The following is a 26,484-nucleotide window of genomic DNA, read 5'->3' as shown; positions in this document are numbered from 1 at the left end:
GGCGATTGTAGCGGCAGGCCGGCAGCTACAATGCGAGCGGTGGCCGCTTGCATGCCGGCCGCGCAGACCTTATTTCTTGTGCGTCTCACGGATCGCCACAGCGCATGTCCTTTCCGACCAGCCACGAACTCGATGCCCGCGCGCGCCGGCTGCTGCGCACGCTGATCGCGCAGTACCTGGTCGACGGGGAACCGGTCGGCTCGCGCACGCTGTCGCGCTCGTCCGGGCTGGACGTGAGCCCGGCCACCATCCGCAACATCATGTCCGACCTGGAGGACGCGGGCCTGGTGGCCTCGCCGCATACCTCCGCCGGGCGCGTGCCCACGCCGCGCGGCCTGCGCCTGTTCGTGGACAGCCTGATCGAGCTGCAGCCGCTTCCGCGCGAGGAGATGGCGCGGCTGCGCCGCGAGCTGCCGCCACGGCCCGCCACCACCCGCGACCTGCTCGGCAACGTCTCGACCCTGCTCTCGGCGATGACCCGCTTCGCCGGCGTGGTGACGGTGCCGCGGCAGGCCGACTTTCCGCTGCGCCACATCGATTTCGTGCCGCTGCCCGAGGCCCGCGTGCTGGTGATCCTGGTCTACGCCGACAACCAGGTGCAGAACCGCATCGTGCAGCTGGACCGCCCGCTGCAGGGGCGCGAGCTGGAGCAGGCAGCGAACTACATCAATACCCATTTCATCGGCCTGCGCATCGACGACATCCGCGCCCACCTGCGCAGCGAGCTGCGCGAGGCAGGCAGCGAGCTGAACCGGTTGCTGGCCAGCGCGATGGAGCTGGCCGCCGCGTCGTTCGCGCCGGAGACGGAAGACGACGACGTGCTGGTCAGCGGCCAGACCAACCTGATGGCCTGCGCCGAGCTCGCCGACCTGGACCGCCTGCGCGAGCTGTTCGAGGCGTTCCAGAAGAAGAACGAGCTGCTGCAACTGATGGAGGTGTGCGCTCGGGCGCCGGGCGTGCGGCTGTTCATCGGCGAGGAATCGGGGTTCTCCGCGCTGGACGGCTGCAGCGTGGTCACCGCCAGCTACGGTGCCCAGGGCCGGGTGCTGGGCGCGGTGGGCGTGATCGGGCCGACGCGGATGGCCTACGAGCGGGTGATCCCGGTGGTGCAGGCCACGGCCGGCCTGCTCAGCGATGCCTTGAATCGCGCGGCGACGGCCTCATAGAGGCCACGGGAGGCGGGGTTCCCCGCGGTTTTTGGACGGTCGGCACGGGTGCCGGCCACGGACGAGGTTTGGAGCGATTCATGCAGAACATTGACCCGCAGGCGCCGCAGGGCGCGCCCGCCGACGCGAGCGCGGCCGGGCAGCCGAATGCCGACCTGGAGGCGCTGAAGGCCCGCGTGGCCGAACTGGAGGCCGGCAACGCCGAGCTGCGCGAGACCGTGCTGCGCGAGAAGGCCGAGCTGGAGAACCAGCGCCGCCGACTGCACCGCGACCTGGAGCAGGCGCGCCGCTTCGCCAACGAGAAGCTGCTGAACGAATTGCTGCCGGTGTTCGACGGCCTGGAAAGCGGCCTGGCGGTGGAAACCGCCGACGTGGCGGCGATGCGCGAAGGCCTGGGCCTCACCCTGAAGTCGCTGCTCAAGGTGGGCGAGAACCACGGCCTGACCCCGGTCGATCCGCTCGGCCAGCCGCTCGATCCGGAGCGCCACCACGCCGTGAGCATGGTCGAGGCGCCCGGCGCCGCGGCAGGCACCGTGGTCGGCGTGCTGCAGAAGGGCTACGTGCTGAACGAGCGCCTGCTGCGCCCGGCGCTGGTCGCCGTGGCGAAGGACTGAGCGCGCGGCGCGCGGATGAACGCGCGGCATCGAAAGCCGCGCCGGCATTGAATCGGGGGGCCAGACCCCCATCTGGAACACATCGCGGCCGCGGGGGCCGCACAAGCATCGGAGCAGAACACATGGGCAAGATCATCGGCATCGATCTGGGTACGACCAATTCCTGCGTATCCGTGATGGACGGCACCACCACCAGGGTCATCGAGAACGCGGAAGGCGATCGCACCACGCCGTCGATCGTGGCCTTCAGCAAGGACGGCGAAGTGCTGGTCGGCGCGCCGGCCAAGCGCCAGAGCGTGACCAACCCGAAGAACACCTTCTACGCGGTGAAGCGCCTGATCGGTCGCAAGTTCACCGACGCCGAGGTGCAGAAGGACCTCCACATCGTGCCCTACGGCATCGTGGCGCACGACAACGGCGACGCCTGGGTGCAGACCTCCGACGGCAAGAAGATGGCGCCGCAGGAGATCTCGGCCAAGGTGCTGATGAAGATGAAGAAGACCGCCGAGGACTACCTCGGCGAGCCGGTCACCGAGGCGGTGATCACGGTGCCCGCCTACTTCAACGACAGCCAGCGCCAGGCGACCAAGGACGCCGGCCGCATCGCCGGCCTGGAAGTGAAGCGCATCATCAACGAGCCGACCGCGGCCGCATTGGCTTACGGGCTCGACAAGAAGGGCGGCGACCGCAAGATCGCGGTGTACGACCTGGGCGGCGGCACTTTCGACGTGTCGATCATTGAGATCGCCGAGGTCGACGGCGAGAAGCAGTTCGAGGTGCTGGCCACCAATGGCGACACCTTCCTCGGTGGCGAAGACTTCGACATGCGCGTCATCGACTACCTGATCGAGGAATTCAAGAAGGACCAGGGCATCGACCTGCGCAAGGACCCGCTGGCGCTGCAGCGCCTGAAGGACGCCGCCGAGCGCGCCAAGATCGAGCTGTCCTCCAGCCACCAGACCGAGGTGAACCTGCCGTACGTGACGGCCGATGCCTCCGGTCCGAAGCACCTCAACATCAAGCTGACCCGCGCCAAGCTGGAGGCGCTGGTGGAAGACCTGGTCAAGCGCACCATCGAGCCCTGCCGCATCGCGCTCAATGATGCGGGCCTGCGCGTGTCCGACATCGACGAGGTGATCCTGGTCGGTGGCCAGACCCGCATGCCCAAGGTGCAGGAATCGGTGAAGGACTTCTTCGGCAAGGAGCCGCGCAAGGACGTCAACCCGGACGAGGCCGTGGCTGTGGGCGCGGCGATCCAGGGCGGCGTGCTGGGCGGTTCGGTGAAGGACGTGCTGCTGCTCGACGTGACCCCGCTGTCGCTGGGCATCGAGACCATGGGCGGCGTGATGACCAAGCTGATCGAGAAGAACACCACGGTGCCGACCAAGGCCTCGCAGGTGTTCTCCACCGCCGACGACAACCAGACCGCGGTGACCGTGCACGTGCTGCAGGGCGAGCGCGAGCGCGCCAGCGCGAACAAGTCGCTGGGCAAGTTCGATCTTGCCGGCATCGACCCGGCGCCGCGCGGCATGCCGCAGATCGAGGTCACCTTCGACATCGACGCCAACGGCATCCTGCACGTGTCGGCCAAGGACAAGAAGACCGGCAAGGAGCAGAAGATCGAGATCAAGGCCGGCTCGGGCCTGTCCGACGAGGAAATCCAGCGGATGGTCGCGGATGCCGAGGCGAACAAGGAAGAGGACCGGAAGTTCCACGAGCTGGTCGCCACCCGCAACAAGGCCGACCAGCTGGTGCACGCGACCCGCAGCGCGCTGAAGGAGCACGGCGGCAAGGTGCCGGCCGACCAGCTCTCGACCATCGAGGGCGCGCTGTCCGACCTGGAGAAGGTCAAGGACGGCGACGACAAGGACGCCATCGAGTCGAAGATCGGCAAGCTGGAGCAGGTGGCCCAGGCGCTGTACGCTGCCGCGCAGGGCGGCGCTACCCCGCCGCCGGCGCCGGGCGAGGGCCCGTCCGCGGGCGACGACGTGGTGGATGCCGAGTTCACCGAAGTGAAGAACGACGGCAAGTCGGCCTGACCGGGCCGGTAGCCGGAGCGCGGGCGCCTACGGGCGCTCGCGCCCTTTGGAGGGGAGCATGGACAAGGGGCGCCTGGAAGCCTTCAGCGACGGCGTGCTGGCCATCATCATCACCATCATGGTGCTGGAGCTGAAGGTGCCGCACGGCAGCGGCTGGGAGGTGCTGGCCGCGCAATGGCCGGTGTTCCTCAGTTACGTGCTGAGTTTCGTCTACGTGGGCATCTACTGGAACAACCACCATCATTTCCTGCACGCCGCGGAGCGGGTGGACGGGAAGGTGCTGTGGGCCAACCTGTTCCTGCTGTTCTGGCTGTCGCTGATGCCGGTGGCGACCGGCTGGATGGGCGAGAACGAGTTCGCGGCCCTGCCGGTGGCGGTCTACGGCATGGTGCTGCTGATGTGCGCGCTGGCCTGGCAGCCGTTCCAGCACCTGCTGATCGCGGCCAATGGCGGGGAGTCCTCGCTGCTGGCGCAGGCGGTGGGAGCGGACTGGAAAGGCTGGCTCGCCGTCGCCATGTATGTGGCAGGCATCCTGCTGGCCTTCGTGGCGCCGTGGGTGTCCTGCCTGTGTTATGCCACGGTGGCAGCGATCTGGTTCATCCCCGATCGGCGCATCGAATCGCGGATCAAGCAATGAGCAAGCGTGATTACTACGAAGTCCTGGGTGTCGAGCGCACCGTCACCGAAGTCGAGCTGAAGAAGTCCTTCCGCCGCCTGGCGATGAAGTACCACCCCGACCGCTGCCCCGACGACCCGCAGGCGCAGGAGAAATTCAAGGAAGCCAAGGAGGCCTACGAAGTACTGTCCGACGCGCAGAAGCGCTCCATGTACGACCAGTATGGCCATGCCGCCTTCGAAGGCGGCATGGGGGGCGGCCGTGCCGGCGGCTTCGGCGACATGGGCGACATCTTCGGCGACATCTTCGGCGACATCTTCGGCGGAGGGCGCAGCCGCCAGCCGCGCCGCGGCGCCGACCTGCGCTACATCATGGAGCTCGATCTCGAGGAAGCGGTGTTCGGGGTCGAGAAGACCATCGAGATCCCCACCCAGGTCAGCTGCCACCATTGCAACGGCACCGGCTCGGCCGACGGCAAGACCGTGACCTGCAAGACCTGCCATGGCCATGGCCGCGTGCGCATGCAGAACGGCATCTTCTCGATCCAGCAGGCCTGCCCGCATTGCGGCGGCAGCGGCCGGGCGATCGAGAAGCCCTGCAAGGCCTGCCGCGGCGAAGGCATGCTGGACGAGCGCCGCACGCTGTCGGTGCGCATCCCCGAGGGCGTGGACAACGGCGATCGCATCCGCCTGAACGGGCAGGGCGAGGCCGGCCCCGGCGGCGCGCCCGCGGGCGACCTGTACGTGGAAGTGCGGGTGCGTGAGCACAAGATCTTCCAGCGCGACGGCAACGACCTGTATTGCGAACTGCCGATCCGCTTCACCCAGGCGGCGCTGGGCGCCGAACTGCCGGTGCCCACGCTGGACGGCGAGGTATCGATCACCGTGCCGCCGGAGACCCAGACCGGCCAGCAGTTCCGCCTGCGCGGGCGCGGCGTGAAGTCCGTGCGCAGCGGTCGTGCCGGCGACCTGATCTGCCGCGTGGTGGTGGAGACGCCGGTGCGCCTCACCAAGGCGCAGCGCGAGCTGTTCGAGCAGCTCGAGTCCACCTTCGCCGACGGCGAGGCGGAAAAGCACCAGCCGCAGGCCAAGACCTGGGTCGACGGCGTGAAGCAGTTCTGGTCGCGCGTGACTTCGCAGGTATCCTGATCCGTGGCCGCCGCGGCCGTGCCCGGCCCGCGGCGCACGCGCTACGCTTGGCGTTTTCACCGGGAACCGGCATGACCTCCAGCCTCCGCCTCGCCATCAACGGTGCCTCCGGCCGCATGGGCCGCGAACTGCTGCAGCAGGTGCGCGCGGACCGACGGTTCGAGCTGGCGCATGCCGCGGTGACGCCCGGCTCGGAGCACGACGGCGTGCCGCTGCCCGGCATGTCCCTGCGCTGCACGCACGACTGGCAGGCCGCGCCGGCGCTGGACGTGGTGGTCGACTTCAGCAGCCCGGCCGGGCTCGGCACCGCGCTGGCGCATTGCCTGTCCCATCGGATCGCCCTGGTCACCGGCACCACCGGGCTCGACGCCGCGCAGGAACGTCGCCTGGCCGAGGCCGCGCAGCGCATCCCGCTGCTGCGCGCGGCCAACTTCAGCCTCGGCGTGGCGGTGCTGACGCGGCTGCTGCGCCAGGCCGCGGCCGCGCTGCGAGAATGGGACCTGGAGATCGTCGAAGCGCATCACGGCCGCAAGGAGGATGCGCCCTCCGGCACCGCGCTGGCGCTGGGCGAGGCCGCCGCGGCGGCGCGCGGCGTGGTGCTGGCGGACGCCGCGGTCTATGCGCGCCAGGGGCGGCCGGGTCCCCGCCGCGCCGGCTCGATCGGCTTCGCGGTGGTACGCGGCGGCGACGTGGTGGGCGAACACCAGGCCCTGCTGCTGGGCAAGGGCGAACGGGTCGAGCTGGGCCATCGCGCCACCGACCGCTCGATCTTCGCGCGCGGCGCGCTGGAAGCCGCCCATTGGCTGGCGGGACGTGCGCCAGGCGCCTACGACCTCGACGCCATGCTGGCCGAGCGCACCGGCGGCTGAGCGGCGGCGTGACCGACGACCTCGATCCACGCATCATCCACGGCCACCGGCAGCGGCCGGACGGTCCCGCGCCGGTGGATATCGTTTCGGTGCAATCCCAACTGGTCTACGGGCATGCCGGCAACAGCGCGGCAGTGCCGCCGCTGCGCCAGCTCGGCCTGCGCGTGGCCGAGGTGCCGACCACCCTGCTCAGCAATGCGCCGTTCTATCCCACCACGCGCGGCCGCGTGCTGCCGGCGGACTGGTTCGCCGACCTGCTGCGCGGCCTGTGCGAACGCGGCGTGCACCGGCGCGCGCGGATGCTGGTGTCGGGCTACCTGGGCAGCGCGGCGAACGGCGAGGCCTTCGCCGACTGGCTTGACGGGACCCTGCCGCAGGCGCCGCAGCTGCGCTTCTGCCTGGACCCGGTGATCGGTGACACCCACACCGGCCCCTACGTCGAGCCGGCGCTGGAAGGCGTATTCCGCGAACGCCTGCTGCCGCACGCCTGGATGGTCACGCCCAACGCGTTCGAGCTGGAGCGCCTCGGTGGACGCTCCGTCGGTGGCGAGCGCGAGGCCATCGCGGCCGCGCGTGGCCTGCTGGCGCGCGGACCGTCCTGGGTGGTCGCACACAGCGTGCGCGGCGACGGCGGGCGACTGCTCACCCTGGCGGTGGGGCGCGAGGCCTGCTGGAAGGTCGCCACGCCCGAACTGCCGCTCGACGTGGCCGGCACCGGCGACGTGCTCACCGCGCTGCTGGTGGCGCTGATGCTGCAAGGCGAAGCCCTGCCGAACGCGCTGGAGCGCGCCGTGTCGGCCGTGCACGTGATGCTCGAGGCCACGCTGGCGGCCGGCATCGAGGAACTGGACATCAACGCCGCCGCGCCGGTGGCACGGCAGGCCGGCAGGGCGCGCTTCCCCGCCGTCGCGGCGTAGGTCGCTTGCCGCCGCCGGCCGCTGCCGATACCATGCGCGCCGTTGTCATTGGGGAGTAGCCATCCTCGCTCCCGGAAGCTCCGGCTTCCATTCCCGAGGAATCCGCGTCAACAGACTTGAAGCCGTCGGCTTCATGGCGCGGATGGCCACGCGGCCCGCGCCGCATGCGCCCGGCGAGACCTTTGGCCACGACGTGCTCACCCGCGGCCGGGCGAGCGGCGTCGTTGCGCCATCGGTTTCCGCTCGCCCGGCCCGGATCCCATGCATGTCCACTGCGCTGTTGTTCCTGCTTTCCGCCGGGGCGATCTATGTCGCCTGCGAGTACTTCGTCAACGGCGTTGAATGGCTGGGTCGCAAGCTCGACCTCGGCGCCACCGCCACCGGCACCGTGCTGGCCGCCTTCGGCACCGCCCTGCCCGAAAGTGCGGTGACCTTCGTCGCGGTGGTCTTCGGCAAGACCCCGCAGGCGCGCGACATCGGCGTGGGCGCGGCGCTGGGTGGTCCGCTGGTGCTGGCCACCATCGCCTATGCGGTGGTCGGGCTGGCGTTGTGGGCGAACCGCCGCCGCCTGCGCCGCGACGATGGCCGCGTGCGCGTCGATCACCGCCGGCTGGCGCGCGACCAGGCGTGGTTCCTCGCCATCTTCGTGGCCAAGTGCGCGCTGGGGCTGGTGGTGTTCGCGCTGAAGCCGTGGCTGGGCGTGCTGTTCCTCGCCGCGTACGCGCTCTACGTGTGGCGCGAGGTGAAGCAGGGCGATACCGCGCCCGAGGAAGAGGAACTGGAGCCGCTGAAGTTCCAGCCGCGCGCGGCGGAGCCGTCGATGGCGCGGGTGCTGCTGCAGGCGGTGCTGGCGCTGGTGGTGATTGCGCTGGCCTCGCGCGTGTTCGTGGGCCAGCTGGAGGTCATCGGCGTGGTCCTCGGCATGCCGCCGCACCTGGTGGCGCTGCTGCTCAGCCCGGTGGCCACCGAACTGCCGGAGACGGTGAACGCGCTGATCTGGGTGCGCCAGGGCAAGGAGCGGCTGGCATTGGCGAACATTTCCGGCGCAATGATGATCCAGGCCACCGTGCCCAGCGCGCTGGCGATCTTCGCCACGCCATGGCTGTTCGACGTGCCGCTGATGGTGGCCGGCGCCCTCACCGTGGTGGCGGTGGGCTACCTGTGGTGGCTGTTCCGCCGCGGGCACGCCAGCGCGCGCTGGCTGATGCCGGTGGGGCTGCTGTACGGCGTGTTCGCGATGTTCGTGACGGGGTATTTCGCCGCGTAGCTCAATCGCAGTGCGCGGCGCTGCGGTCGCGGCCGGCGCCGAAGCGGCGGTCCAGCGCGCCGGCCAGCTTCTTGAACGCGCGCGAGAAGTTGCCGCGCCTGGTCTTGCGCAGCTTTTCCTCTTCGCTGGTCAGCCAGGCGACCTGGATCACCCGCCGCTCGCCCTCGTAGGGCAGATGGCCGTGGAAGGAGTTGTCGCAGCGCTTGAACACCGCGAACTCGCCGTACAGCGGAATCAGCTCCGGCGCGGCGAGATCGTCGATGTTGTCGATGCGGTTGAGGAAGCGCAGGCAACCTTCGCTGGTGTCCGGCCATTGCGCGTTGAGGTAGAGCAGGGCGGTGGCGACCTTGGACTTGCTGTCGGTGTGGATGGTGCCGTGGCGCCGGTTGAGGTAGCGGCACAGCGTGACCAGGGTGGGGTACTGGCCGAGGTCGTCGATGCCCAGCCGCTGGCCCACCGTGCTGGCGAACTCGGGCGAGGTCAGGCGCTCGACCAGGGCATTGACCATCGGGCCGCAATCGGCCGGGTCGTAGGGGAAGAAGCCGGCGCTGGCATAGCGCGGGAAGTCGCGGTCGAGGTCGCCGCGCGCCTCGTCCGGCAATTGCCCATGGGCGATCATGAACGGGAAGGGCTGCGTGCCGACATGCGTGTCCGGGCGATCGAGGCGGGCGGGGTCGAGCAGGACGGCAGCGTTCATGGGGCGGGCGGATGGCTTGGATACACCAGTTTAACGCCCGCGCGCGTGGACGGGGCGACAACGTCGCCGATACGGTCGCCGCACATGGCGTGAGCCGTTCCGGTGGACAGTGCGGCTGCGCAGGCCTATCATTGCGACCCGCCCGAGACTTCTCTTCACCCAGCATCCACAAGCCTGCTTCATGCGGCTTGCGGATCTTGCTGTATCCGAAAAAGGCGGCCTTCCCATGCCCATTCCCGCTCTGCTCGCCCTCGAAGACGGCAGCGTGTTCCACGGCCATGCCGTGGGCGCCGCCGGCGAAACCGTCGGCGAGGTGGTGTTCAACACGGCGATGACGGGCTACCAGGAGATCCTCACGGATCCCTCCTATGCCCGCCAGATCGTCACCCTGACCTACCCCCACATCGGCAACACCGGCTGCAATGCCGAGGACGCCGAATCCGCCGCGGTGCATGCCGCCGGCCTGATCGTGCGCGACGTGCCGCGCCGCCCCAGCAACTGGCGCAGCACCGAGAGCCTGCCCGACTACCTCAAGCGCCACGGCACCGTGGCGATCGCCGGCATCGACACCCGGCGCCTCACCCGCATCCTGCGCGAGAAGGGTGCGCTGAACGGCTGCATCATGGCGGGCGAGTCCGTCGACGAAGCCGCGGCGCTGGCCAAGGCGCGCGCCTTCCCGGGCCTGAACGGCATGGACCTGGCCAAGGTGGTCAGCGTGTCCAGGGCCTATCCGTGGAAGGAGGGCACCTATGATCTCGACCGCATGGCCTTCCGGCAGCCGCTGGCGCGTTTCAAGGTGGTGGCCTACGACTACGGCGTGAAGTTCAACATCCTGCGCCTGCTCGCCGAGCAGGGCTGCGACATCACCGTGGTGCCGGCGCAGACGCCCGCCGCCGAGGCGCTGGCGATGAAGCCCGATGGCGTGTTCCTTTCCAACGGGCCCGGCGACCCGGCGGCCTGCGACTACGCGGTCGCCGCCACGAAGCAGTTCCTCGACGCGCGGATCCCGCTGTTCGGCATCTGCCTGGGCCATCAGATCATGGGCCTGGCGCTGGGCGCGAAGACGCTGAAGATGAAATACGGCCATCATGGCGCCAACCACCCGGTGAAGGACCACGACGACGGCCGCGTGCTGATCACCAGCCAGAACCACGGCTTCGCGGTGGACCCGGCGACGCTGCCGGCCAACGTACGGGTCACCCACAGCTCGCTGTTCGACGGCTCGCTGCAGGGCTTCGCGCTGACCGACCGCCCGGCGTTCTGCTTCCAGGGCCACCCCGAGGCCAGCCCCGGGCCGCACGACATCGCCTACCTGTTCGAACGTTTCGCCCAGCTGATGCAGGAGACCCGCTGAGATGCCCAAGCGCACCGACATCAAGAGCGTCCTGATCATCGGCGCCGGCCCGATCGTGATCGGCCAGGCCTGCGAGTTCGACTATTCCGGCGCCCAGGCCTGCAAGGCGCTGCGCGAGGAGGGCTACCGGGTGATCCTGGTGAACTCCAATCCCGCCACGATCATGACCGACCCGGAAATGGCCGACGCGGTCTACATCGAGCCGATCAACTGGCAGACGGTCGAGCGCATCATCGCCAAGGAAAAGCCCGACGCGGTGTTGCCGACCATGGGCGGCCAGACCGCACTCAACTGCGCGCTGGACCTGGCCGACCACGGCGTGCTCGAGAAGCACGGCGTCGAGCTGATCGGCGCCTCGCGCGACGCCATCCGCATGGCCGAGGACCGCGAGCTGTTCAAGCAGGCGATGGCCGACATCGGGCTGGAATGCCCGAAGGCGGAAGTGGCGCGCAGCTACGAGCAGGCGGTGGAGATCCAGGCCAAGGTCGGCTTCCCCACCATCATCCGCCCCAGCTTTACCCTGGGCGGCTCCGGCGGCGGCATCGCCTACAACGTCGAGGAGTTCGAGGAGATCGTCAAGCGCGGCCTCGAGCTCTCGCCGGTGCACGAAGTGCTGGTCGAGGAATCGGTGCTCGGCTGGAAGGAATTCGAGATGGAGGTGGTCCGCGACACCGCGGACAACTGCATCATCGTCTGCTCGATCGAGAACCTCGATCCGATGGGCGTGCACACCGGCGACTCGATCACCGTGGCGCCGGCGCAGACCCTCACCGACAAGGAATACCAGCGCCTGCGCGACGCGAGCATCGCGGTGCTGCGCAAGATCGGCGTGGACACCGGCGGCTCCAACGTGCAGTTCGGCATCAACGCGGAGAACGGCCGCGTGGTGGTGATCGAGATGAACCCGCGCGTATCGCGTTCCTCGGCGCTGGCGTCCAAGGCCACCGGCTTCCCGATCGCCAAGGTCGCCGCCAAGCTGGCGGTGGGCTACACGCTGGACGAGCTGAAGAACGACATCACCGGCGGCCTCACGCCGGCCTCGTTCGAGCCCACCATCGACTACGTGGTCACCAAGATCCCGCGCTTCGCGTTCGAGAAGTTCCCACAGGCGGACGCGCGCCTTACCACCCAGATGAAATCGGTGGGCGAGGTGATGGCGATCGGCCGCAGCTTCCACGAATCGTTGCAGAAGGCGCTGCGCGGGCTGGAGATCGGCAAGACCGGCCTCAACCCGACCGGGCTGGACCTGTCCGGCGCCGAGGGGCTGGCCAGGCTGAAGCGCGAACTGCGCGAGCCGCGGCCCGACCGCGTGTTCCACCTCGCCGACGCCTTCCGCGCCGGCCTGTCGCTGGAGGAGGTGTACGGCCTCAGCCGCGTCGACCCGTGGTTCCTCGCCGCGTTCGAGGACATCGTGCTGACCGAGCGGGACGTGCAGGCGCAGGGCCTTTCCGCGCTGGACGCGCCGCGCATGCGCGAACTCAAGCGCATGGGCTTTTCCGATGCGCGCATCGCCGAGCTGACCGGCACCGACGAAGCCGCGGTGCGCCACCTGCGCCACACGCTGGGCGTGCGGCCGGTATACAAGCGCGTGGATTCCTGCGCGGCCGAGTTCGCCACCACCACCGCCTACATGTATTCCACCTACGAGGAGGAGTGCGAGGCCAACCCGTCCGGCCGCGAGAAGATCGTGGTGCTCGGCGGCGGCCCCAACCGCATCGGCCAGGGCATCGAGTTCGACTACTGCTGCGTGCACGCCGCGTTGGCGCTGCGCGAGGACGGGTTCGAGACCATCATGGTCAACTGCAACCCGGAAACCGTCTCGACCGACTACGACACCTCCGACCGCCTGTACTTCGAGCCGCTGACGCTGGAAGACGTGCTGGAGATCGTCGAGCTGGAGAAGCCGAAGGGCGTGATCGTGCAGTACGGCGGCCAGACCCCGCTGAAGCTGGCGCGCGCGCTGGAAGCGGCGGGTGCGCCGATCATCGGCACCACGCCCGATTCCATCGACCTGGCCGAGGACCGCGAGCGCTTCCAGCAGATGATCCACAAGTTGGGCCTGCGCCAGCCGCCGAACCGCACCGCGCGCAACGCCGACGAGGCGCTGGCGCTGGCGCGCGAGATCGGCTACCCGCTGGTGGTGCGTCCGAGCTACGTGCTGGGCGGCCGTGCGATGGAAGTGGTCTACGACGACGCCGACCTGGCGCGCTACATCCGCGAGGCGGTGCAGGTGTCGAACGACTCGCCGGTGCTGCTGGACCGCTTCCTCGACCACGCGGTCGAGGTGGACGTGGACATCATCGCCGACGCCGGCGGCAACGTGCTGATCGGCGGCATCATGGAGCACATCGAGGAGGCGGGCGTGCACTCGGGCGACTCGTCCTGCTCGCTGCCGCCGTATTCGCTTTCGCCGGCGATCCAGGACGAGCTGCGCCGCCAGGTCGCCGCGATGGCGAAGGAGCTGAAGGTGATCGGCCTGATGAACACCCAGTTCGCCATCCAGGGCGACACGGTGTACGTGCTGGAAGTGAACCCGCGCGCCTCGCGCACGGTGCCGTTCGTGTCCAAGGCCACCGGCATGCCGCTGGCCAAGATCGCCGCGCGCGCGATGGCCGGCAAGTCGCTGGCGGAGCAGGGCGCCACGAAGGAAGTGATCCCGTCGTACTACTCGGTGAAGGAGGCGATCTTCCCGTTCCTGAAGTTCCAGAACGTGGACCCGATCCTCGGCCCGGAGATGCGTTCCACCGGCGAGGTGATGGGCGTGGGCCGCAACTTCGGCGCCGCGTTCGCGCGCGGCCACGATGCGGCCGGCATCAGGACGCCGCCCAAGGGCAAGGTGTTCGTCTCGGTGCGTGACGCCGACAAGGAGCGCCTGTTGCCGGTGGCGCAGGACGTGCTGCGGCGCGGCTTCAGCCTGGTGGCGACCGACGGCACCGCGGCCTACCTCAGCAGCCACGGCGTGGCCTGCGAGCGCATCAACAAGGTGCTCGAGGGGCGGCCGCACATCGTCGACCTGATCAAGAACGGCGAGATCGTCTACATCGTCAACACCACCGAGGGCAAGCAGGCGATCGCCGACTCGTTCTCGATCCGGCGCGAGGCCCTGCAGCACCGCGTTACCTATTCCACCACCGTTGCGGGCGCGCGTGCGCTGGTTCACTCGCTGGATTTCCACGGGGCCGGCGAAGTGCACAGCCTGCAGGAACTGCACAAGGAGCTCCGCGCATGAGCCGCGCCCCCATCACCAAGACCGGCTCGGAGCGCCTGCGCGCCGAGCTGGACCGCCTGAAGTCGGAGGAGCGTCCGCGCATCATCGCGGCGATCGCCGAGGCTCGCGCGCACGGCGACCTGAAGGAGAACGCCGAGTACCACGCCGCGCGCGAGCTGCAGAGCTTCATCGAGGGCCGCATCGCGGAACTGGAGGCGGCGCTGTCCACCGCCGAGGTGATCGACGTGTCGCGCCTGGGCGCGGGCAGCAAGGTGGTGTTCGGCGCCACCGTGGACCTGGAGGACGAGGACTCCGGCGAGGCGGTGACCTACCAGATCGTGGGCGACCTCGAGGCCGACATCAAGAAGCGCCTGATCGCGGTGTCCTCGCCGATCGCGCGCGCGCTGATCGGCAAGAACGAGGGCGACAGCTTCGAGTTCACCGCGCCCAACGGGGTGAAGCGCTACGAGATCACCGGCGTGCGCTACGAGTAGCGCCGCCGGGCTCTTTCGCGCCCTGCGCACGGGCGCGGGGCCACGGAGGCCGGGCACGAAAAAGGCCGCTTCGAAGCGGCCTTTTTCGTCGACGCGTCGCGGCTGGGATCAGCGCTGACGGGCCTTGAAACGCGGGTTGCTCTTGCAGATCACGAACACCTTGCCGCGACGGCGCACGACCTTGCAGTCGCGGTGCCGCTGCTTCGCGGACTTCAGAGAGGAAAGCACCTTCACGGCCAGCTCCTGGAACGGATGAAAAAATCAAGCACGGAATTGTAGCGATTCCAAGGGCTTGTCACAAGCCCATGGAGACCCGGAATCATGAACGGACTTCGGGCCCGGCGACCGTGGCCAGGAATTGCGCCAGCACGGGCGAGGTGTCGTCCGCGCGGCAGGCCACGGCCAGCAGCAGGTAGGCGTCCGGGTCCTCCAGCGGCACGTAGCTGACGCCGGCCAGCTGCACCGCGCGCATCGTGGCCGGCACCAGCGCCAGTCCGATGCCGGCGGCCACCAGCGCCAGCAAGCCGTTCAACTGCTGGGCGTGCTGGCGGATCTGCGGGTGGAAGTCCGACTTGGCGGCCAGCTGGACCAGGCGGTCGTACAGCGTGGCGGCCAGTTCGCGTGGCTGGGCCACGAAGGCCTCGCCGGCCACGTCGCCTATGCGCAGGCGCCGGCGCGTGGCCAGCGGGTGGCCGGAGGGCAGGGCCAGCAGCAGCGGTTCGCGGTCGATCACCTGCAGCCGCAGGGCACGGGCGTCCACTTCGTGGACGGGCTCGCTGCGCACGAAGCCCACGTCGATCTGGCCTGCGCGCAGCGCGGAGAACTGCGGCTCGGTGTACATTTCGCTGAGCCGCACGCGCACGTTCGGCGCGTTGCGGCCGAAGCGCAGCAGGATCTGCGGCAGCGCCGGATGAAACGAGACCGACACCGTATAGGCCAGCCGCAATTCGCCGCTGAAGCCGGCGGCGGCCTCGGCGACGCGCTGGCGCGCCTGCTCGGCGCGGTCCAGGATCTGCCGCGCCTGCTCGAGGAACAGCCGGCCGGGCTCGGTCAGCGATACGTTGCGCTTGTTGCGCTCCAGCAGGCGCGCGCCCAGGTCCTGTTCCAGCGCCTGGATCTGCTGCGACAGCGGCGGCTGCGAGATGTGCAGGCGCTGGGCGGCCCGGGTGAAGCTCAGCTCCTCGGCCACGGCGACGAAGTAGCGCAATTGGCGGAAGTCAAACATATATGCGATCCATATAAATATCGATCTAAATATATATTTGATTCTGTATCGCGTCGATCATAAAGTAGCTCTCGTCACGCCACCAACCCCCTCCCCCCGGGTGGTGTGGCCCTCGCCCCGCAGCGACGCTACTCATGCAGTATCCGGCTTCTCTCCCCATGAGCCGATACTGACGCGTCGCTCGCGGGGCGCTTTATTTCTTCTTTCCTTTCAATGAGCTCACGGACCTTCTTGAGGTGCCGTGGCATTCGTGTGCATGCGGCAAAAGGCTCTCAGAGCGTGGCCGCCAGCCGCATGCCCTGGGCGATGGCGCGCTTGGCGTCGAGCTCGGCGGCCACGTCGGCACCGCCGATCACGTGCGCGCGCACGCCACGCGCCGCCAGCGCGTCGGCCAGGGAACGCGCGGGTTCCTGGCCGGCGCAGACCACCACATGATCCACCGGCAGCGACTGCGGCTGGCCGTCCACCGTGACGTGCAGGCCCTCGTCGTCGAAGCGACGGTAGGTGACGCCGCCCAGCATGGTGACGCCCTTGTGCTTGAGCGTGGCGCGGTGCACCCAGCCGGTGGTCTTGTTGAGGCGGGCGCCCGGGCGTCCCTCGCTGCGTTGCAGCAGCCAGACCTGGCGGGCGGGCGGCTCCGGCGCGGCGGGGCGCAGGCCGCCACGTTGCGCCAGGGTGGTGTCCACGCCCCATGCGCGGGTCCAGCGCGCCACGTCGGTGCTGGGCGAGGGCGGCCGCTCGACCAGGAATTCGGCCACGTCGAAGCCGATGCCGCCGGCGCCGATGACGGCCACGCGCGGGCCGACCGGCACGTCGCGCGCCAGTACGTCGAGGTAGCCCAGCACGCGCGGGTGGTCGCTGCCGGGGAAGTCCGCCCGGCGCGGTACCACGCCGGTGGCCACCACCACCTCGTCGTAGCCGGCGGCCTGCAGGTCGTCGGCACCGGCCTCCTGGTTCAACTGCACGGTTACGCCGAGGTCGGCGAGCCGGTGGCGGAAGTAGCGCAGCGTCTCGTGGAATTCCTCCTTGCCCGGAATCCGCTTGGCATAGTTGAACTGGCCGCCGATCTCGCCAGCGCGGTCGATCAGCGTCACCGCGTGGCCGCGCACGGCCAGGGTGGTGGCGCAGGCCAGGCCGGCCGGCCCGGCGCCCACCACGGCGATGCGCTTGCGCTGCGTCGCCGGCTCGATCGCCAGCTCGGTCTCGTGGCAGGCGCGCGGGTTGACCAGGCAGCTCGCGCGCCGGTTCAGGAAGACGTGGTCCAGGCAGGCCTGGTTGCAGGCGATGCAGGTGTTGATGCGCTCGCCGCGGCCGGCCTTCGCCTTGTTGGCCCAGTCCGGATCGGCCAGCAGCGGGCGCGCCATCGAGACCATGTCGGCGTCCCCGTCGGCCAGCACGCGCTCGGCCACCTCGGGCATGTTGATGCGGTTGGTGGTCACCAGCGGGATCGACACTTCGCCCTTGAGCTTCCGGGTCACCCAGGCGAAACCGGCGCGCGGCACGCTGGTGACGATGGTGGGCACGCGCGCCTCGTGCCAGCCGATGCCGGTGTTGATGAGGCTGGCGCCGGCGGCCTCGATGGCCTTGGCCAGTGCGACGATCTCGTCCCAGGACTGCCCGCCCTCGACCAGGTCCAGCATCGACAGCCGGTAGATGATGATGAAGTCGCGCCCCACCGCCTCGCGCGTGCGGCGCACGATCTCCACCGGGAAGCGCATGCGCCGCGCCGCGTCGCCGCCCCAGGCGTCGCTGCGGTGGTTGGTGCGGGCGGCGATGAACTGGTTGATCAGGTAGCCCTCCGAGCCCATCACCTCGACGCCGTCGTAGCCGGCCTCGCGGGCCAGGCGGGCGCAGCGGACGAAGTCGCCGATGGTGCGCTCGACGCCCCGTGCGGAGAGCGCCCGCGGCGTGAACGGGGTGATCGGCGACCTGATCCGCGACGGCGCCACCGACAGCGGGTGGTAGCCATAGCGGCCGGCATGCAGGATCTGCATGCAGATCCTTCCGCCCTCGGCGTGCACCGCGTCGGTGAGCCGACGGTGGCGCGGCTTGTGCCAGGGCATGGTGAGGCGGCCGCCGAAGGGTTTCAGCCAGCCCTGGATGCTGGGCGCGATGCCGCCGGTGACCATCAGCCCCACGCCGCCGCGCGCACGCTCGGCGAAGTACGCGGCCAGCTTGTCGTAGTCCGCGGCCCGGTCCTCCAGGCCGGTGTGCATCGAGCCCATCAGGATGCGGTTGGGCAGGGTGACGTGGCCCAGGTCCAGCGGGGCGAACAGGTGGGGGTAGTTCATGGGGCGCCTGGTTCAAACGACCGTATGAATGTGCCCGTTGCCGGGCGTGGACGCAAGCGCCCGGCCGTGCGGCCTGCCACGTGGCGTGGATGTCTGGGGCTCGGCGCCTCGACGGCGTCGCTTCGAAGTTCCGGCGCGGTCGTTGCCGACCGGAGCGGCGGGGCATGCGCGCGCCCTGACGGAGGCGGCGGGTTAAGATAGCCGTTCTTCCGCCGCCTGGTGCCCGCATGAGCCCGAACCCGTCCGCCCCGGTACTGACCATCGACGGACCTTCCGGCTCGGGCAAGGGCACGGTCAGCCGCCTGGTGGCCGAGCGCCTGGGCTGGCGGCTGCTGGATTCCGGCGCGCTGTACCGCGCGGTGGGCTATGCGGCCGGCGCGGCGGGGCTGGACCTGTCCGACGCCGAGGCGGTGACCCGCTGCGCGCAATCCACGAAAATCCGCTTCGCCCCCGCCGCGGATGGCGGCGACACCCGGGTGCTGGTGAACGGGCACGACGCCACCGACGAGCTGCGCACCGAAACCGGCGGTGCGGCGGCCTCGGCGATCGCCTCGATTCCCTCGGTGCGCCAGGCACTTGTGGATCTTCAGCTGGGTTTCCGCAAGCTGCCCGGGCTGGTCGCGGACGGGCGCGACATGGGCACCGTGATCTTCCCCGACACGCCGTTCAAGGTGTTCCTCACCGCCAGTGCCGCCGAACGGGCGAAAAGGCGCTATAAGCAGTTGAAGGAAAAGGGGCTGAACGTTACACTAGGCGGCCTTCAGCGCGAAATCGAGGCGCGCGATGCACGCGATGCGTCGCGGGCGGTCGCGCCGCTGAAGCCCGCCGTCGATGCGGTGCTGGTGGATACCACCGGCATGCCCATCGCCGACGTGGTCGCCAAGGTTCTCGCCGTCGTGCAGCGCTGAACGCTGCGCGGCGGCTTTCGTGCCCCTGCCGCGGCGGGGGATGGTGGTCAACGGTGCCGAGGGGTTTCCCTGCGGGGAGATTGGCCGAGTCACCCACAACCGGTGGGCTGTTCCGCCTGTGCGCATTACATCCGACGGCGCGCACATCGCAACCGCCTTTTTCTCATCTGGAATCAACATGACTGAAAGTTTTGCCGAACTGTTTGAACAGAGCCAGCAGGCCATCGCCAAGCTGAAGCCCGGCGCCATCGTCACCGGCATCGTGGTGGAAATCCGCAACGACGTCGTCGTGATCAACGCGGGCCTCAAGAGCGAAGGCATCGTCCCCATCGAGCAGTTCAAGGACGAGAAGGGCGAGCTGGAAGTGCAGGTCGGCGACGAGGTGAAGGTTGCCCTCGACGCCCTCGAAGACGGCTTCGGCGAGACCAAGCTCTCCCGCGAGAAGGCCAAGCGCTCCATGGTGTGGGACACCCTGGAGGAGGCCTTCGACAAGGAAGAGACCGTGACCGGCATGATCTCCGGCAAGGTCAAGGGCGGCTTCACCGTCGACATCAAGGACGTCCGCGCGTTCCTGCCCGGTTCGCTGGTGGACGTGCGCCCGGTGCGCGACCCGGTGTACCTCGAGGGCAAGGAGCTCGAGTTCAAGATCATCAAGCTGGACCGCAAGCGCAACAACGTGGTGGTCAGCCGCCGCGCCGTCGTCGAGACCGAGTTCTCCGAGGAGCGCGAGAAGCTGCTGGAGCGCCTGAACGAGGGCGCGGTGGTCAAGGGCGTGGTGAAGAACCTCACCGACTACGGCGCGTTCGTGGACCTGGGCGGCATCGACGGCCTGCTGCACATCACCGACATGGCGTGGAAGCGCGTGCGCCATCCGTCCGAGGTGGTCAACGTCGGCGACGAGCTCGACGTGCGCGTGCTGAAGTTCGACCGCGAGCGCAACCGCGTCTCGCTGGGCCTGAAGCAGCTGGGCGACGATCCGTGGGTGAACATCTCGCGTCGCTACCCGGTGGGCTCGCGCCTGTTCGGCAAGGTCTCCAACGTCACCGACTACGGCTGCTTCGTCGAGATCGAGCCGGGCGTCGAGGGTCTGGTCCACGTGTCCGAGATGGACTGGACCAACAAGAACGTCAACCCGGCCAAGGTGGTGCAGGTCGGCGACGAGACCGAGGTGATGGTGCTGGACGTGGACGAGGAGCGTCGCCGCATCTCGCTGGGCATCAAGCAGACCCGCTCCAACCCGTGGGAAGCCTTCGCCGCCATGCACAAGAAGGGCGACAAGGTTTCCGGCCAGATCAAGTCGATCACCGACTTCGGCATCTTCATCGGCCTGGACGGCGGCATCGACGGCCTGGTGCACCTGTCCGACATTTCCTGGCAGGCGTCCGGCGAAGACCTCGTGCGTAACTTCAAGAAGGGCGACGAGATCGAGGCGGTGGTGCTGGCGGTCGACCCGGAGCGCGAGCGCATCTCCCTCGGCATCAAGCAGATGGAGCAGGACCCGTTCGGCCAGTTCATGGCCACCAACCCGCGTGGCAGCATCGTCACCGGCACGGTGAAGGAAGTGGACGCCAAGGGTGCGGTGATCGACCTGGGCGACGGCGTGGAGGGTTACCTGCGCGCCAACGACATCGCCAAGGAGCGCATCGACGACGCCACCCAGCACCTGAAGGTGGGCGACAAGGTCGAGGCCAAGTTCACCGGCATGGACCGCAAGGGCCGCCAGCTGGCGCTCTCGATCCGCGCCAAGGACGAGGCCGACCTGCAGGATGCCCTGGCCGAGTACGGCTCCGCCTCCGGCGGCGCCACCACGAAGCTCGGCGCGCTGCTGAAGGAACAGCTCAACAAGGCCGAGTAAGGGCCATGTGCGCACGGGGCGGTGTTGCGCCGCCCCGTGCCGTTCCACGTCACGGACATTGGGGACCCATGACCAAATCCGAACTGATCGAGGCGCTGGCGCGGCGCCAGACCCACCTTGCATTTGGCGACGTCGAACTGGCCGTCAAGAGCGTGATCGAGCAGATGAGCCAGGCGCTGGCCAGCGGCGAGCGCATCGAGGTCCGCGGGTTCGGCAGCTTCGCCCTGCATTACCGGCCGCCGCGGATGGGCCGCAATCCCAAGACCGGCGAAGCGGTAGCGCTGCCCGGCAAGCACGTGCCGCACTTCAAGCCGGGCAAGGAACTTCGCGAACGCGTGAACATGTTCCTGGAGCCGGTGGCCGACTGAGGCCGTACTCCGGGAATCCGACAAGGCAGGCGGCTGCGGCCGATCCTGCCTTTCTTTTTGCCGCGCCTGCGCAACTTCATGCGCACCGGCCGTCCGCTGAACCTTTGCGCGCGTGGTGCCTGTGCCGCCTGCCGGCAATCGGTTAAAGTCGCGCGATGCGACCGATCGTGATCCTCATCCTGCTGCTGTTCGCCGCCGCCGGCGTGGTGCTGGGCGCGCTGAACGCCGACCTGGTGTCCTACGATCTCGGCTTCGCGCGGATGCAGCTGCCCAAGGGCGCCGCGCTGCTCGGCGCGCTGGTGCTCGGCTGGCTGCTGGGCGGGATGACGGCGTGGCTGGGCGTGTCGTCGCGGCACCGCCGGCAGCGCCGGCGCGAGGCGCGGCAGCGCGACGACAAGGCCCCGAATCGCGCATGACCCCGATCTACCTGCTGGCCCTGCTGGTTCCCGCGGCCTTCGTCAGCGGCTGGTGGACGGCGCGTCGCGCCGGCGCGCGGCGTTCCGGCGAACGGGTCAGCGAGCTGTCGTCGGACTACTTCCGCGGCCTCAACTATCTGCTCAACGAGGAGCAGGACAAGGCGATCGAGGTGTTCCTGCGCCTCGCCGAGTACAACCGCGACACGGTGGAGACCCACCTGGCGCTGGGCAACCTGTTCCGTCGCCGCGGCGAGGTCGACCGCGCGATCCGCCTGCACCAGCACCTGGTCTCGCGTCCGGGCCTGACCGAGGCGATGAAGACCGTGGCCCTGCTGGAGCTGGGCGAGGACTACATGCGCGCCGGCCTGCTCGATCGCGCCGAGACGCTGTTCTCCGACCTGGTGGCGATGAACGCCCACGCGCCGTCGGCGCTGCGCCACCTGATCGCGATCTACCAGCACGAGCGCGACTGGCACAAGGCGATCGAGCATGCGCGCCGGCTGGAGGCGATGACCGGCGAGGACGAGTCGACCACGATCGCGCAGTTCTATTGCGAGTTGGCCGAGCAATCGCGCCAGCACGGCGCCCGCGCCGAGGCGCGCGACTACTTGCGGCAGGCCTTCGAGTGCCAGTCCGACTGCGTGCGCGCCTTCATGCTCACCGGCCGCCTGCATGCGGACGAGGGTCGCCACGCCGAGGCCGTGGACGCCTACGAGCGTGCGGTGGACGCCGACATCGCCTTCGTGCCGGAGATCCTGCCGCCCCTGCTGGACGGCTATGCGCGCTCCGGCCAGATGGCGCGCGCGGAGCGCTTCCTGCGCGAGATCCTGGACCGCTACCACGGCATCTCGCCGGTGCTGGCGCTGACCCGGCTGTACCAGCAGCGCGACGGCGAGAAGCCGGCGATCGAGTTCCTCACCTCGCAGTTGCGCCAGCGCCCGTCGGTGCGCGGCCTGATGGCGCTGATCGACGCCACCATGGACAAGATCGAGGGCGAGGCGCGCGAGAACTTCCTGATCCTGCGCGACCTCACCCGCAAGCTGCTGGAAGGCCAGGCGATGTACCGTTGCAGCCGCTGCGGCTTCGGCGCCAAGGCGCACCATTGGCAGTGCCCGAGCTGCAAGAGCTGGAGCACGATCCGGCCGATCCACGGCGTGGCCAACGAGTAGGCCACGGATGACGCTGCTCGCGCCAGGGTTGGTGCTGGTTTCGCTGCTGCTGTCGGCGGGCGTGGTGCGTGCGGCGATCGGCTACGCGCACCGCCGCGGCATGCTCGACCGGCCCGGCCAGCGCCGCTCGCATGCGGTACCCACGCCGCGCGGCGGCGGCATCGGCGTGGTGGTGGCGGTACTGGTCACGTTGCCTGTCTGCCTGCGGCTGCTGGCGCCGGCCTGGCCGGTAACACTGGTGGTCGCGCTGGCGCTGGCCTTCGCCGTGGTGGCCCTGGTCGGCTGGTGGGACGACCACCGCCCGTTGCCCGTACTGCCGCGCTTCAGCGCGCAACTGGCCGCCGCCGCGCTGTTCACCGCCGCGTTGCTGGCCACCGGCGGCCTGTCGTGGTGGTGGGCGCCGTTGCTGGTGCTGGGCGGGACCTGGAGCGTGAACCTGCACAACTTCATGGACGGCATCGACGGCCTGCTGGCGCAGCAGACCGTGTTCGTCGCCGCGGGGCTGGCCGTGATGGCCTGGCTGGCCGGCCAGCCGGCGCTGTGCACGGCCTGCGCCTGCCTGGCGGCGGCGGCACTGGGTTTCTGGCGCTACAACCGCTCGCCGGCGCGGATCTTCATGGGCGACGTGGGTAGCGGCAGCCTTGGTTTGCTGCTGTTCATGCTAATCGCGATGCTGTGGCGGGTGGAGCACCGGCTGCTCTGGCCGGCCTTGGCCCTGTGTTCAGCCTTCGTCACCGACGCCGGTCTAACCTTGCTCAGCCGGATGCTGCGCGGGCGCCGCTGGTACACTGCGCACCGCGAGCATCTGTATCAATGGATGGTGCGCAGCGGCTGCTCGCATACGGGGGGGACTGCACGCTACCTGGGATGGAACGTCCTGGTGGCGTTGCCGCTGGCATCGGCATCCTTGTTCGTGTCAGGGATGGCGTTGCCGTTCTGCATGGTGGCCTATCTGGCCGCGGCAGCAACATGGCTGGCCCTGAAACGCCGTTTGTCGCGGCGCCGACAGTAAAGGTTCGTCATGTCGTTACGTCATTCCATCGGCATCATCCACCCGCGCGCGGCCATCGTGGCGCACGACCTGCTCATGACCGCGCTGGCGTGGTGGGGTGCCAAGGAACTGCGCTACGCGCTGGACCCGGCCCTGCAGATCGGCTTCGCCGGCTGGGAGTTCCCGCTGGTGCTGGCGGTGCAGGGGCTGGTCTTCGCCTGGACCGGCCTGTACAAGGGCGTGTGGCGCTTCGCCAGCCTGCCGGACCTGTGGAACATCCTGCGCGCGGTGGTGCTGGGGACGGTGGCGATCTACGTTGCGCTGTTCCTCTACAACCGCCTCGACGGCGTGCCGCGCACGGTGCTGCTGCTGTATCCCTTCGTGCTGGCGATGTGCCTGGGCGCGCCGCGCCTCGCCTACCGGTTGTGGAAGGACAGCCGGCTCGCGCTGCAGCCCAACGAAGGCGCGCGACGCGTGCTGATCGTGGGCGCCGACAGCGCGGGCGAGGCGCTGTCGCGCGACCTGCAGCGCGACAACCGCTACACCGTGGTCGGCTTCGTGGACGGGCGGCGCAGCCTCAGCGGGGCGCGCATCAACGGCCGTCCGGTGATCGGTACGCTGGAGCAGTTGCCGGACGTGGCGCGCGAGGCGGCGGTGCAGATGCTGCTGATCGCGCTGCCTTCCGCCAGCGCCGCCGAGGTGCGCCGGGTGGTCGAGCTGTGCGACAGCACCGGCCTGCCATACCGCACCGTGCCGCGGCTGGAGGACGTCGTCGCCGGCCGGGCGCAGTTCAACGAGATCAAGGAAGTGGCGATCGAGGACCTGCTCGGCCGCGACGCGGTGGAGCTGGACTGGACCGCCATCCGCGAGACCCTGACCGGTCGGCGCGTGCTGGTCACCGGCGGCGGCGGCTCGATCGGCTCGGAACTGTGCCGCCAGGTGGCGCGGCTGGGGGCGCACTCGCTCACGGTGGTCGAGCGCAGCGAGTACAACCTCTACCGGATCACCCGCGAACTGCGCATGCAGTATCCCGAGATGATCCTCAACGGCATCCTGGCCGACTGCGGCGACGGCGTGGCGATGCGCCGGCTGTTCGCCGAAGTGCAGCCGCAGGTGGTGTTCCATGCGGCGGCCTACAAGCACGTGCCGATGCTGCAGGGCCAGCTGCGCGCGGCGTTCCGCAACAACGTGCTGGCCACCCGCGCCATGGCGGACCTGTGCGACCGCAGTGGCGTGGAATGCTTCGTGCTGATCTCCACCGACAAGGCGGTGAACCCCACCAGCGTGATGGGCGCCTGCAAGCGCATCGCCGAGATCTGGTGCCAGAACCTCAGCGCGCATTCGGCCACGCGCTTCATCACCGTGCGTTTCGGCAACGTGCTGGACTCGGCCGGCTCGGTGGTGCCGCTGTTCCGCGAGCAGATCCGCGCCGGCGGCCCGGTGACCATCACCCACCCGGAGATCTCGCGCTATTTCATGACCATCCCGGAAGCCAGCCAGCTCATCCTGCAGGCGGCGGCGCTGGGCAAGGGCGGCGAGATCTTCGCGCTGGACATGGGCGAGCCGGTGAAGATCCGCGACCTCGCCGAGCAGATGATCCGCCTGGCCGGCAAGAAGCCCGGCAGCGAGATCCCGATCGTCTACACCGGCCTGCGTTCCGGTGAGAAGCTGTTCGAGGAGCTGTTCCATCCACTGGAGAACTACACCGCCACCACGCACGCCAAGATATTCCTTGCGCAGCACCGGCAGGTCTCGTGGGAGCTGCTGCAGGCCCAGTTCGCCAAGGCCGCCGATGCGGTGTCCGATTTCAACGAAGAAGACCTGCGCCACTGCGTGTCCAGCCTGCTGCCCTCGTTCCGCTGGAGCGACGCGGCGCAGCCGGACAACGTGGTGGCGCTGCGTCGCCATGAATCAGGAGAGAATGTGTGAGCAAACCGTTGCGCAAGGTGGTGTTCCCGGTGGCCGGGCTCGGCACGCGCTTCCTGCCGGCCACCAAGGTGGTCGCCAAGGAAATGCTGCCGGTGCTGGACAAGCCGCTGATCCAGTACGCCGTGGACGAGGCGGTGGACGCCGGTGCCGACACCCTGGTGTTCGTCACCAACCGCTACAAGCATGCCATTGCCGACTACTTCGACAAGGCCTACGAGCTGGAGGCGAAGCTGCAGGAGAAGGGCAAGGACGAACTGCTGGCGCTGGTGCAGGGCACGCTGCCGCGCAACGTCCGCGCCATCTTCGTCACCCAGCCCGAGGCGCTGGGCCTGGGCCATGCGGTGCTGTGCGCGAAGCCGGTGGTGGGTGACGAACCGTTCGGCGTGATCCTGCCCGATGACCTGATCTGGAATGGCCAGATAGGAGCGGGTGCCGGCAAGGGCGCGCTGCGCCAGATGGCCGAACTGGCCGAGGCCGAGCGCGCCGGCGTGATCGCGGTGGAGGAAGTGCCGCACGACCAGACCGACAAGTACGGCATCGTGGATGCCGAGCGCATCGACGAACGCAGCGCGAGCATCCGCTACATGGTGGAAAAACCCAAGCCCGCCGACGCGCCGTCCAACCTTGCCGTGGTCGGCCGCTACGTGCTGCCTGGCCGCATCTTCCAGTTGCTGGAGCAGACCACGCCGGGCGCCGGCGGCGAGATCCAGCTTACCGACGCCATCGAGGCCTTGCTCACCGAGCAGGGCAAGGTGCTCGCCTACCGCTTCGAGGGCACCCGTTTCGACTGCGGCAACAAGGCCGGCCTGGTGCGCGCCACCATGCACATGGCGATGCAGGACCCGAAGCTGGCCGAGGTGGTGCGCGAGGTCGCCGCCACACTCTGAGAGCCTGTTCACGATCTCAGGCACCCCGCGCCGGGAGCTGTTTGCACGCAGGCCAA

General features: G+C 69.2%; 23 protein-coding genes and 1 riboswitch. Of the genes, 19 read left to right on the top strand and 4 right to left on the bottom strand.

The features are described 5' to 3' along the window. The first annotated feature begins 104 nt into the window (after positions 1 to 104). The 8 genes from hrcA (at position 105) to QMK61_RS00565 (ending at position 8,636) form a co-directional block, all read left to right on the top strand. The gene (hrcA, locus tag QMK61_RS00600) at positions 105 to 1,166 is read left to right on the top strand and encodes a heat-inducible transcriptional repressor HrcA (RefSeq protein ID WP_302069737.1); all 1,062 of its coding nucleotides are present in this window, start codon (positions 105 to 107) and stop codon (positions 1,164 to 1,166) included. Between the two features lie 80 nt (positions 1,167 to 1,246). Continuing rightward, positions 1,247 to 1,780 carry a nucleotide exchange factor GrpE gene (grpE, locus tag QMK61_RS00595; protein WP_302069736.1) on the top strand — a complete coding sequence of 178 codons (534 nt, stop codon included), beginning with the start codon at positions 1,247 to 1,249 and terminating at the stop codon, positions 1,778 to 1,780. 122 nt (positions 1,781 to 1,902) lie between these two features. Further along, on the top strand, positions 1,903 to 3,819 hold the full coding sequence (gene dnaK, locus QMK61_RS00590; protein WP_302069735.1) for a molecular chaperone DnaK: 1,917 nt from the start codon (positions 1,903 to 1,905) through the stop codon (positions 3,817 to 3,819). Between the two features lie 58 nt (positions 3,820 to 3,877). Then, positions 3,878 to 4,456, top strand: a complete 579-nt coding sequence (locus QMK61_RS00585) for a TMEM175 family protein (protein WP_302069734.1) — start codon at positions 3,878 to 3,880, stop codon at positions 4,454 to 4,456. Further along, positions 4,453 to 5,583: a molecular chaperone DnaJ gene (gene dnaJ / locus QMK61_RS00580; protein ID WP_302069732.1), complete on the top strand. Its 1,131-nt coding sequence runs from the start codon at positions 4,453 to 4,455 to the stop codon at positions 5,581 to 5,583. The genes QMK61_RS00585 and dnaJ overlap by 4 nt, the downstream gene beginning before the upstream one ends. A 71-nt stretch (positions 5,584 to 5,654) precedes the next feature. Then, on the top strand, positions 5,655 to 6,452 hold the full coding sequence (gene dapB / locus QMK61_RS00575) for a 4-hydroxy-tetrahydrodipicolinate reductase (protein ID WP_302069731.1): 798 nt from the start codon (positions 5,655 to 5,657) through the stop codon (positions 6,450 to 6,452). Positions 6,453 to 6,460: 8 nt separating this feature from the next. Then, a complete protein-coding gene (gene pdxY, locus QMK61_RS00570) occupies positions 6,461 to 7,369 on the top strand; it encodes a pyridoxal kinase (protein WP_302069730.1) in 909 nt (302 codons plus the stop codon). Between the two features lie 38 nt (positions 7,370 to 7,407). Further along, positions 7,408 to 7,568, top strand: a riboswitch (yybP-ykoY riboswitch). 66 nt (positions 7,569 to 7,634) lie between these two features. Beyond that, on the top strand, positions 7,635 to 8,636 hold the full coding sequence (locus QMK61_RS00565) for a sodium:calcium antiporter (protein WP_302069729.1): 1,002 nt from the start codon (positions 7,635 to 7,637) through the stop codon (positions 8,634 to 8,636). A gap of 1 nt (position 8,637) precedes the next feature. On the opposite strand, the gene QMK61_RS00560 is transcribed toward QMK61_RS00565, so the two are convergent. Further along, positions 8,638 to 9,333, bottom strand: coding sequence for a 2OG-Fe(II) oxygenase (locus QMK61_RS00560; RefSeq protein WP_302069728.1), 696 nt, complete (start codon positions 9,331 to 9,333; stop codon positions 8,638 to 8,640). 226 nt (positions 9,334 to 9,559) lie between these two features. Between QMK61_RS00560 and carA the strand changes: the two genes are divergently transcribed. The 3 genes from carA to greA are packed head-to-tail and all read left to right on the top strand — an operon-like array spanning position 9,560 to position 14,389. Next, entirely contained in the window at positions 9,560 to 10,687 is a 1,128-nt protein-coding gene (gene carA, locus QMK61_RS00555; protein WP_302069727.1) for a glutamine-hydrolyzing carbamoyl-phosphate synthase small subunit, read from the top strand. Position 10,688: 1 nt separating this feature from the next. After that, positions 10,689 to 13,916 carry a carbamoyl-phosphate synthase large subunit gene (gene carB / locus QMK61_RS00550; protein WP_302069726.1) on the top strand — a complete coding sequence of 1,076 codons (3,228 nt, stop codon included), beginning with the start codon at positions 10,689 to 10,691 and terminating at the stop codon, positions 13,914 to 13,916. Next, positions 13,913 to 14,389, top strand: a complete 477-nt coding sequence (gene greA, locus QMK61_RS00545) for a transcription elongation factor GreA (protein ID WP_302069725.1) — start codon at positions 13,913 to 13,915, stop codon at positions 14,387 to 14,389. The genes carB and greA overlap by 4 nt, the downstream gene beginning before the upstream one ends. A 108-nt stretch (positions 14,390 to 14,497) precedes the next feature. On the opposite strand, the gene ykgO is transcribed toward greA, so the two are convergent. The 3 genes from ykgO to QMK61_RS00530 all read right to left on the bottom strand — a co-directional run bounded on the left by ykgO (position 14,498) and on the right by QMK61_RS00530 (position 17,905). Further along, on the bottom strand, positions 14,498 to 14,623 hold the full coding sequence (ykgO, locus tag QMK61_RS00540) for a type B 50S ribosomal protein L36 (RefSeq protein WP_008215056.1): 126 nt from the start codon (positions 14,621 to 14,623) through the stop codon (positions 14,498 to 14,500). A gap of 85 nt (positions 14,624 to 14,708) precedes the next feature. After that, positions 14,709 to 15,614, bottom strand: a complete 906-nt coding sequence (locus QMK61_RS00535) for a LysR family transcriptional regulator (RefSeq protein ID WP_302069710.1) — start codon at positions 15,612 to 15,614, stop codon at positions 14,709 to 14,711. A 272-nt stretch (positions 15,615 to 15,886) separates the two neighbouring features. Beyond that, positions 15,887 to 17,905, bottom strand: coding sequence for an FAD-dependent oxidoreductase (locus QMK61_RS00530; protein ID WP_302069709.1), 2,019 nt, complete (start codon positions 17,903 to 17,905; stop codon positions 15,887 to 15,889). A gap of 227 nt (positions 17,906 to 18,132) precedes the next feature. Between QMK61_RS00530 and cmk the strand changes: the two genes are divergently transcribed. The 8 genes from cmk to galU all read left to right on the top strand — a co-directional run bounded on the left by cmk (position 18,133) and on the right by galU (position 26,428). Next, positions 18,133 to 18,813 (top strand): (d)CMP kinase, encoded by a 681-nt coding sequence (gene cmk / locus QMK61_RS00525; RefSeq protein WP_302069707.1) that lies wholly within the window; start codon positions 18,133 to 18,135, stop codon positions 18,811 to 18,813. Between the two features lie 178 nt (positions 18,814 to 18,991). Then, positions 18,992 to 20,668 (top strand): 30S ribosomal protein S1, encoded by a 1,677-nt coding sequence (gene rpsA, locus QMK61_RS00520; RefSeq protein WP_302069706.1) that lies wholly within the window; start codon positions 18,992 to 18,994, stop codon positions 20,666 to 20,668. Between the two features lie 5 nt (positions 20,669 to 20,673). Then, positions 20,674 to 21,036, top strand: a complete 363-nt coding sequence (locus tag QMK61_RS00515; RefSeq protein ID WP_302069705.1) for an integration host factor subunit beta — start codon at positions 20,674 to 20,676, stop codon at positions 21,034 to 21,036. A 155-nt stretch (positions 21,037 to 21,191) separates the two neighbouring features. After that, positions 21,192 to 21,452, top strand: a complete 261-nt coding sequence (locus QMK61_RS00510; RefSeq protein ID WP_302069704.1) for a lipopolysaccharide assembly protein LapA domain-containing protein — start codon at positions 21,192 to 21,194, stop codon at positions 21,450 to 21,452. Further along, the gene (gene lapB, locus QMK61_RS00505; RefSeq protein WP_302069703.1) at positions 21,449 to 22,621 is read left to right on the top strand and encodes a lipopolysaccharide assembly protein LapB; all 1,173 of its coding nucleotides are present in this window, start codon (positions 21,449 to 21,451) and stop codon (positions 22,619 to 22,621) included. Before QMK61_RS00510 ends, lapB begins: the two co-directional genes overlap by 4 nt. A 7-nt stretch (positions 22,622 to 22,628) precedes the next feature. Next, complete coding sequence (locus QMK61_RS00500; RefSeq protein ID WP_302069702.1) at positions 22,629 to 23,633, top strand: glycosyl transferase family 4; 1,005 nt, start codon at positions 22,629 to 22,631, stop codon at positions 23,631 to 23,633. Between the two features lie 9 nt (positions 23,634 to 23,642). Further along, a complete protein-coding gene (locus QMK61_RS00495) occupies positions 23,643 to 25,541 on the top strand; it encodes a nucleoside-diphosphate sugar epimerase/dehydratase (RefSeq protein WP_302069701.1) in 1,899 nt (632 codons plus the stop codon). After that, positions 25,538 to 26,428: a UTP--glucose-1-phosphate uridylyltransferase GalU gene (gene galU / locus QMK61_RS00490; RefSeq protein ID WP_302069700.1), complete on the top strand. Its 891-nt coding sequence runs from the start codon at positions 25,538 to 25,540 to the stop codon at positions 26,426 to 26,428. Before QMK61_RS00495 ends, galU begins: the two co-directional genes overlap by 4 nt. The last annotated feature ends 56 nt before the right edge of the window (positions 26,429 to 26,484 follow it).

The sequence above is a fragment of the Fulvimonas sp. R45 genome (genome assembly GCF_030504985.1).
GTDB lineage: Bacteria > Pseudomonadota > Gammaproteobacteria > Xanthomonadales > Rhodanobacteraceae > Rhodanobacter_A.
Note: the sequence above shows the minus strand (reverse complement) of the source record. Positions and strands in the feature narration are given on the sequence as shown.

What these genes read in the sequence shown, in the direction of transcription:
- hrcA (WP_302069737.1), top strand. Translation starts at nt 105, where the DNA reads ATGTCCTTTCCGACCAGCCACGAACTCGATGCCCGCGCGCGCCGGCTG.
- grpE (WP_302069736.1), top strand. Translation starts at nt 1,247, where the DNA reads ATGCAGAACATTGACCCGCAGGCGCCGCAGGGCGCGCCCGCCGACGCG.
- dnaK (WP_302069735.1), top strand. Translation starts at nt 1,903, where the DNA reads ATGGGCAAGATCATCGGCATCGATCTGGGTACGACCAATTCCTGCGTA.
- QMK61_RS00585 (WP_302069734.1), top strand. Translation starts at nt 3,878, where the DNA reads ATGGACAAGGGGCGCCTGGAAGCCTTCAGCGACGGCGTGCTGGCCATC.
- dnaJ (WP_302069732.1), top strand. Translation starts at nt 4,453, where the DNA reads ATGAGCAAGCGTGATTACTACGAAGTCCTGGGTGTCGAGCGCACCGTC.
- dapB (WP_302069731.1), top strand. Translation starts at nt 5,655, where the DNA reads ATGACCTCCAGCCTCCGCCTCGCCATCAACGGTGCCTCCGGCCGCATG.
- QMK61_RS00565 (WP_302069729.1), top strand. Translation starts at nt 7,635, where the DNA reads ATGTCCACTGCGCTGTTGTTCCTGCTTTCCGCCGGGGCGATCTATGTC.
- QMK61_RS00560 (WP_302069728.1), bottom strand. Translation starts at nt 9,333, where the DNA reads ATGAACGCTGCCGTCCTGCTCGACCCCGCCCGCCTCGATCGCCCGGAC.
- carA (WP_302069727.1), top strand. Translation starts at nt 9,560, where the DNA reads ATGCCCATTCCCGCTCTGCTCGCCCTCGAAGACGGCAGCGTGTTCCAC.
- carB (WP_302069726.1), top strand. Translation starts at nt 10,689, where the DNA reads ATGCCCAAGCGCACCGACATCAAGAGCGTCCTGATCATCGGCGCCGGC.
- greA (WP_302069725.1), top strand. Translation starts at nt 13,913, where the DNA reads ATGAGCCGCGCCCCCATCACCAAGACCGGCTCGGAGCGCCTGCGCGCC.
- QMK61_RS00535 (WP_302069710.1), bottom strand. Translation starts at nt 15,614, where the DNA reads ATGTTTGACTTCCGCCAATTGCGCTACTTCGTCGCCGTGGCCGAGGAG.
- QMK61_RS00530 (WP_302069709.1), bottom strand. Translation starts at nt 17,905, where the DNA reads ATGAACTACCCCCACCTGTTCGCCCCGCTGGACCTGGGCCACGTCACC.
- cmk (WP_302069707.1), top strand. Translation starts at nt 18,133, where the DNA reads ATGAGCCCGAACCCGTCCGCCCCGGTACTGACCATCGACGGACCTTCC.
- rpsA (WP_302069706.1), top strand. Translation starts at nt 18,992, where the DNA reads ATGACTGAAAGTTTTGCCGAACTGTTTGAACAGAGCCAGCAGGCCATC.
- QMK61_RS00515 (WP_302069705.1), top strand. Translation starts at nt 20,674, where the DNA reads ATGTGCGCACGGGGCGGTGTTGCGCCGCCCCGTGCCGTTCCACGTCAC.
- QMK61_RS00510 (WP_302069704.1), top strand. Translation starts at nt 21,192, where the DNA reads ATGCGACCGATCGTGATCCTCATCCTGCTGCTGTTCGCCGCCGCCGGC.
- lapB (WP_302069703.1), top strand. Translation starts at nt 21,449, where the DNA reads ATGACCCCGATCTACCTGCTGGCCCTGCTGGTTCCCGCGGCCTTCGTC.
- QMK61_RS00500 (WP_302069702.1), top strand. Translation starts at nt 22,629, where the DNA reads ATGACGCTGCTCGCGCCAGGGTTGGTGCTGGTTTCGCTGCTGCTGTCG.
- QMK61_RS00495 (WP_302069701.1), top strand. Translation starts at nt 23,643, where the DNA reads ATGTCGTTACGTCATTCCATCGGCATCATCCACCCGCGCGCGGCCATC.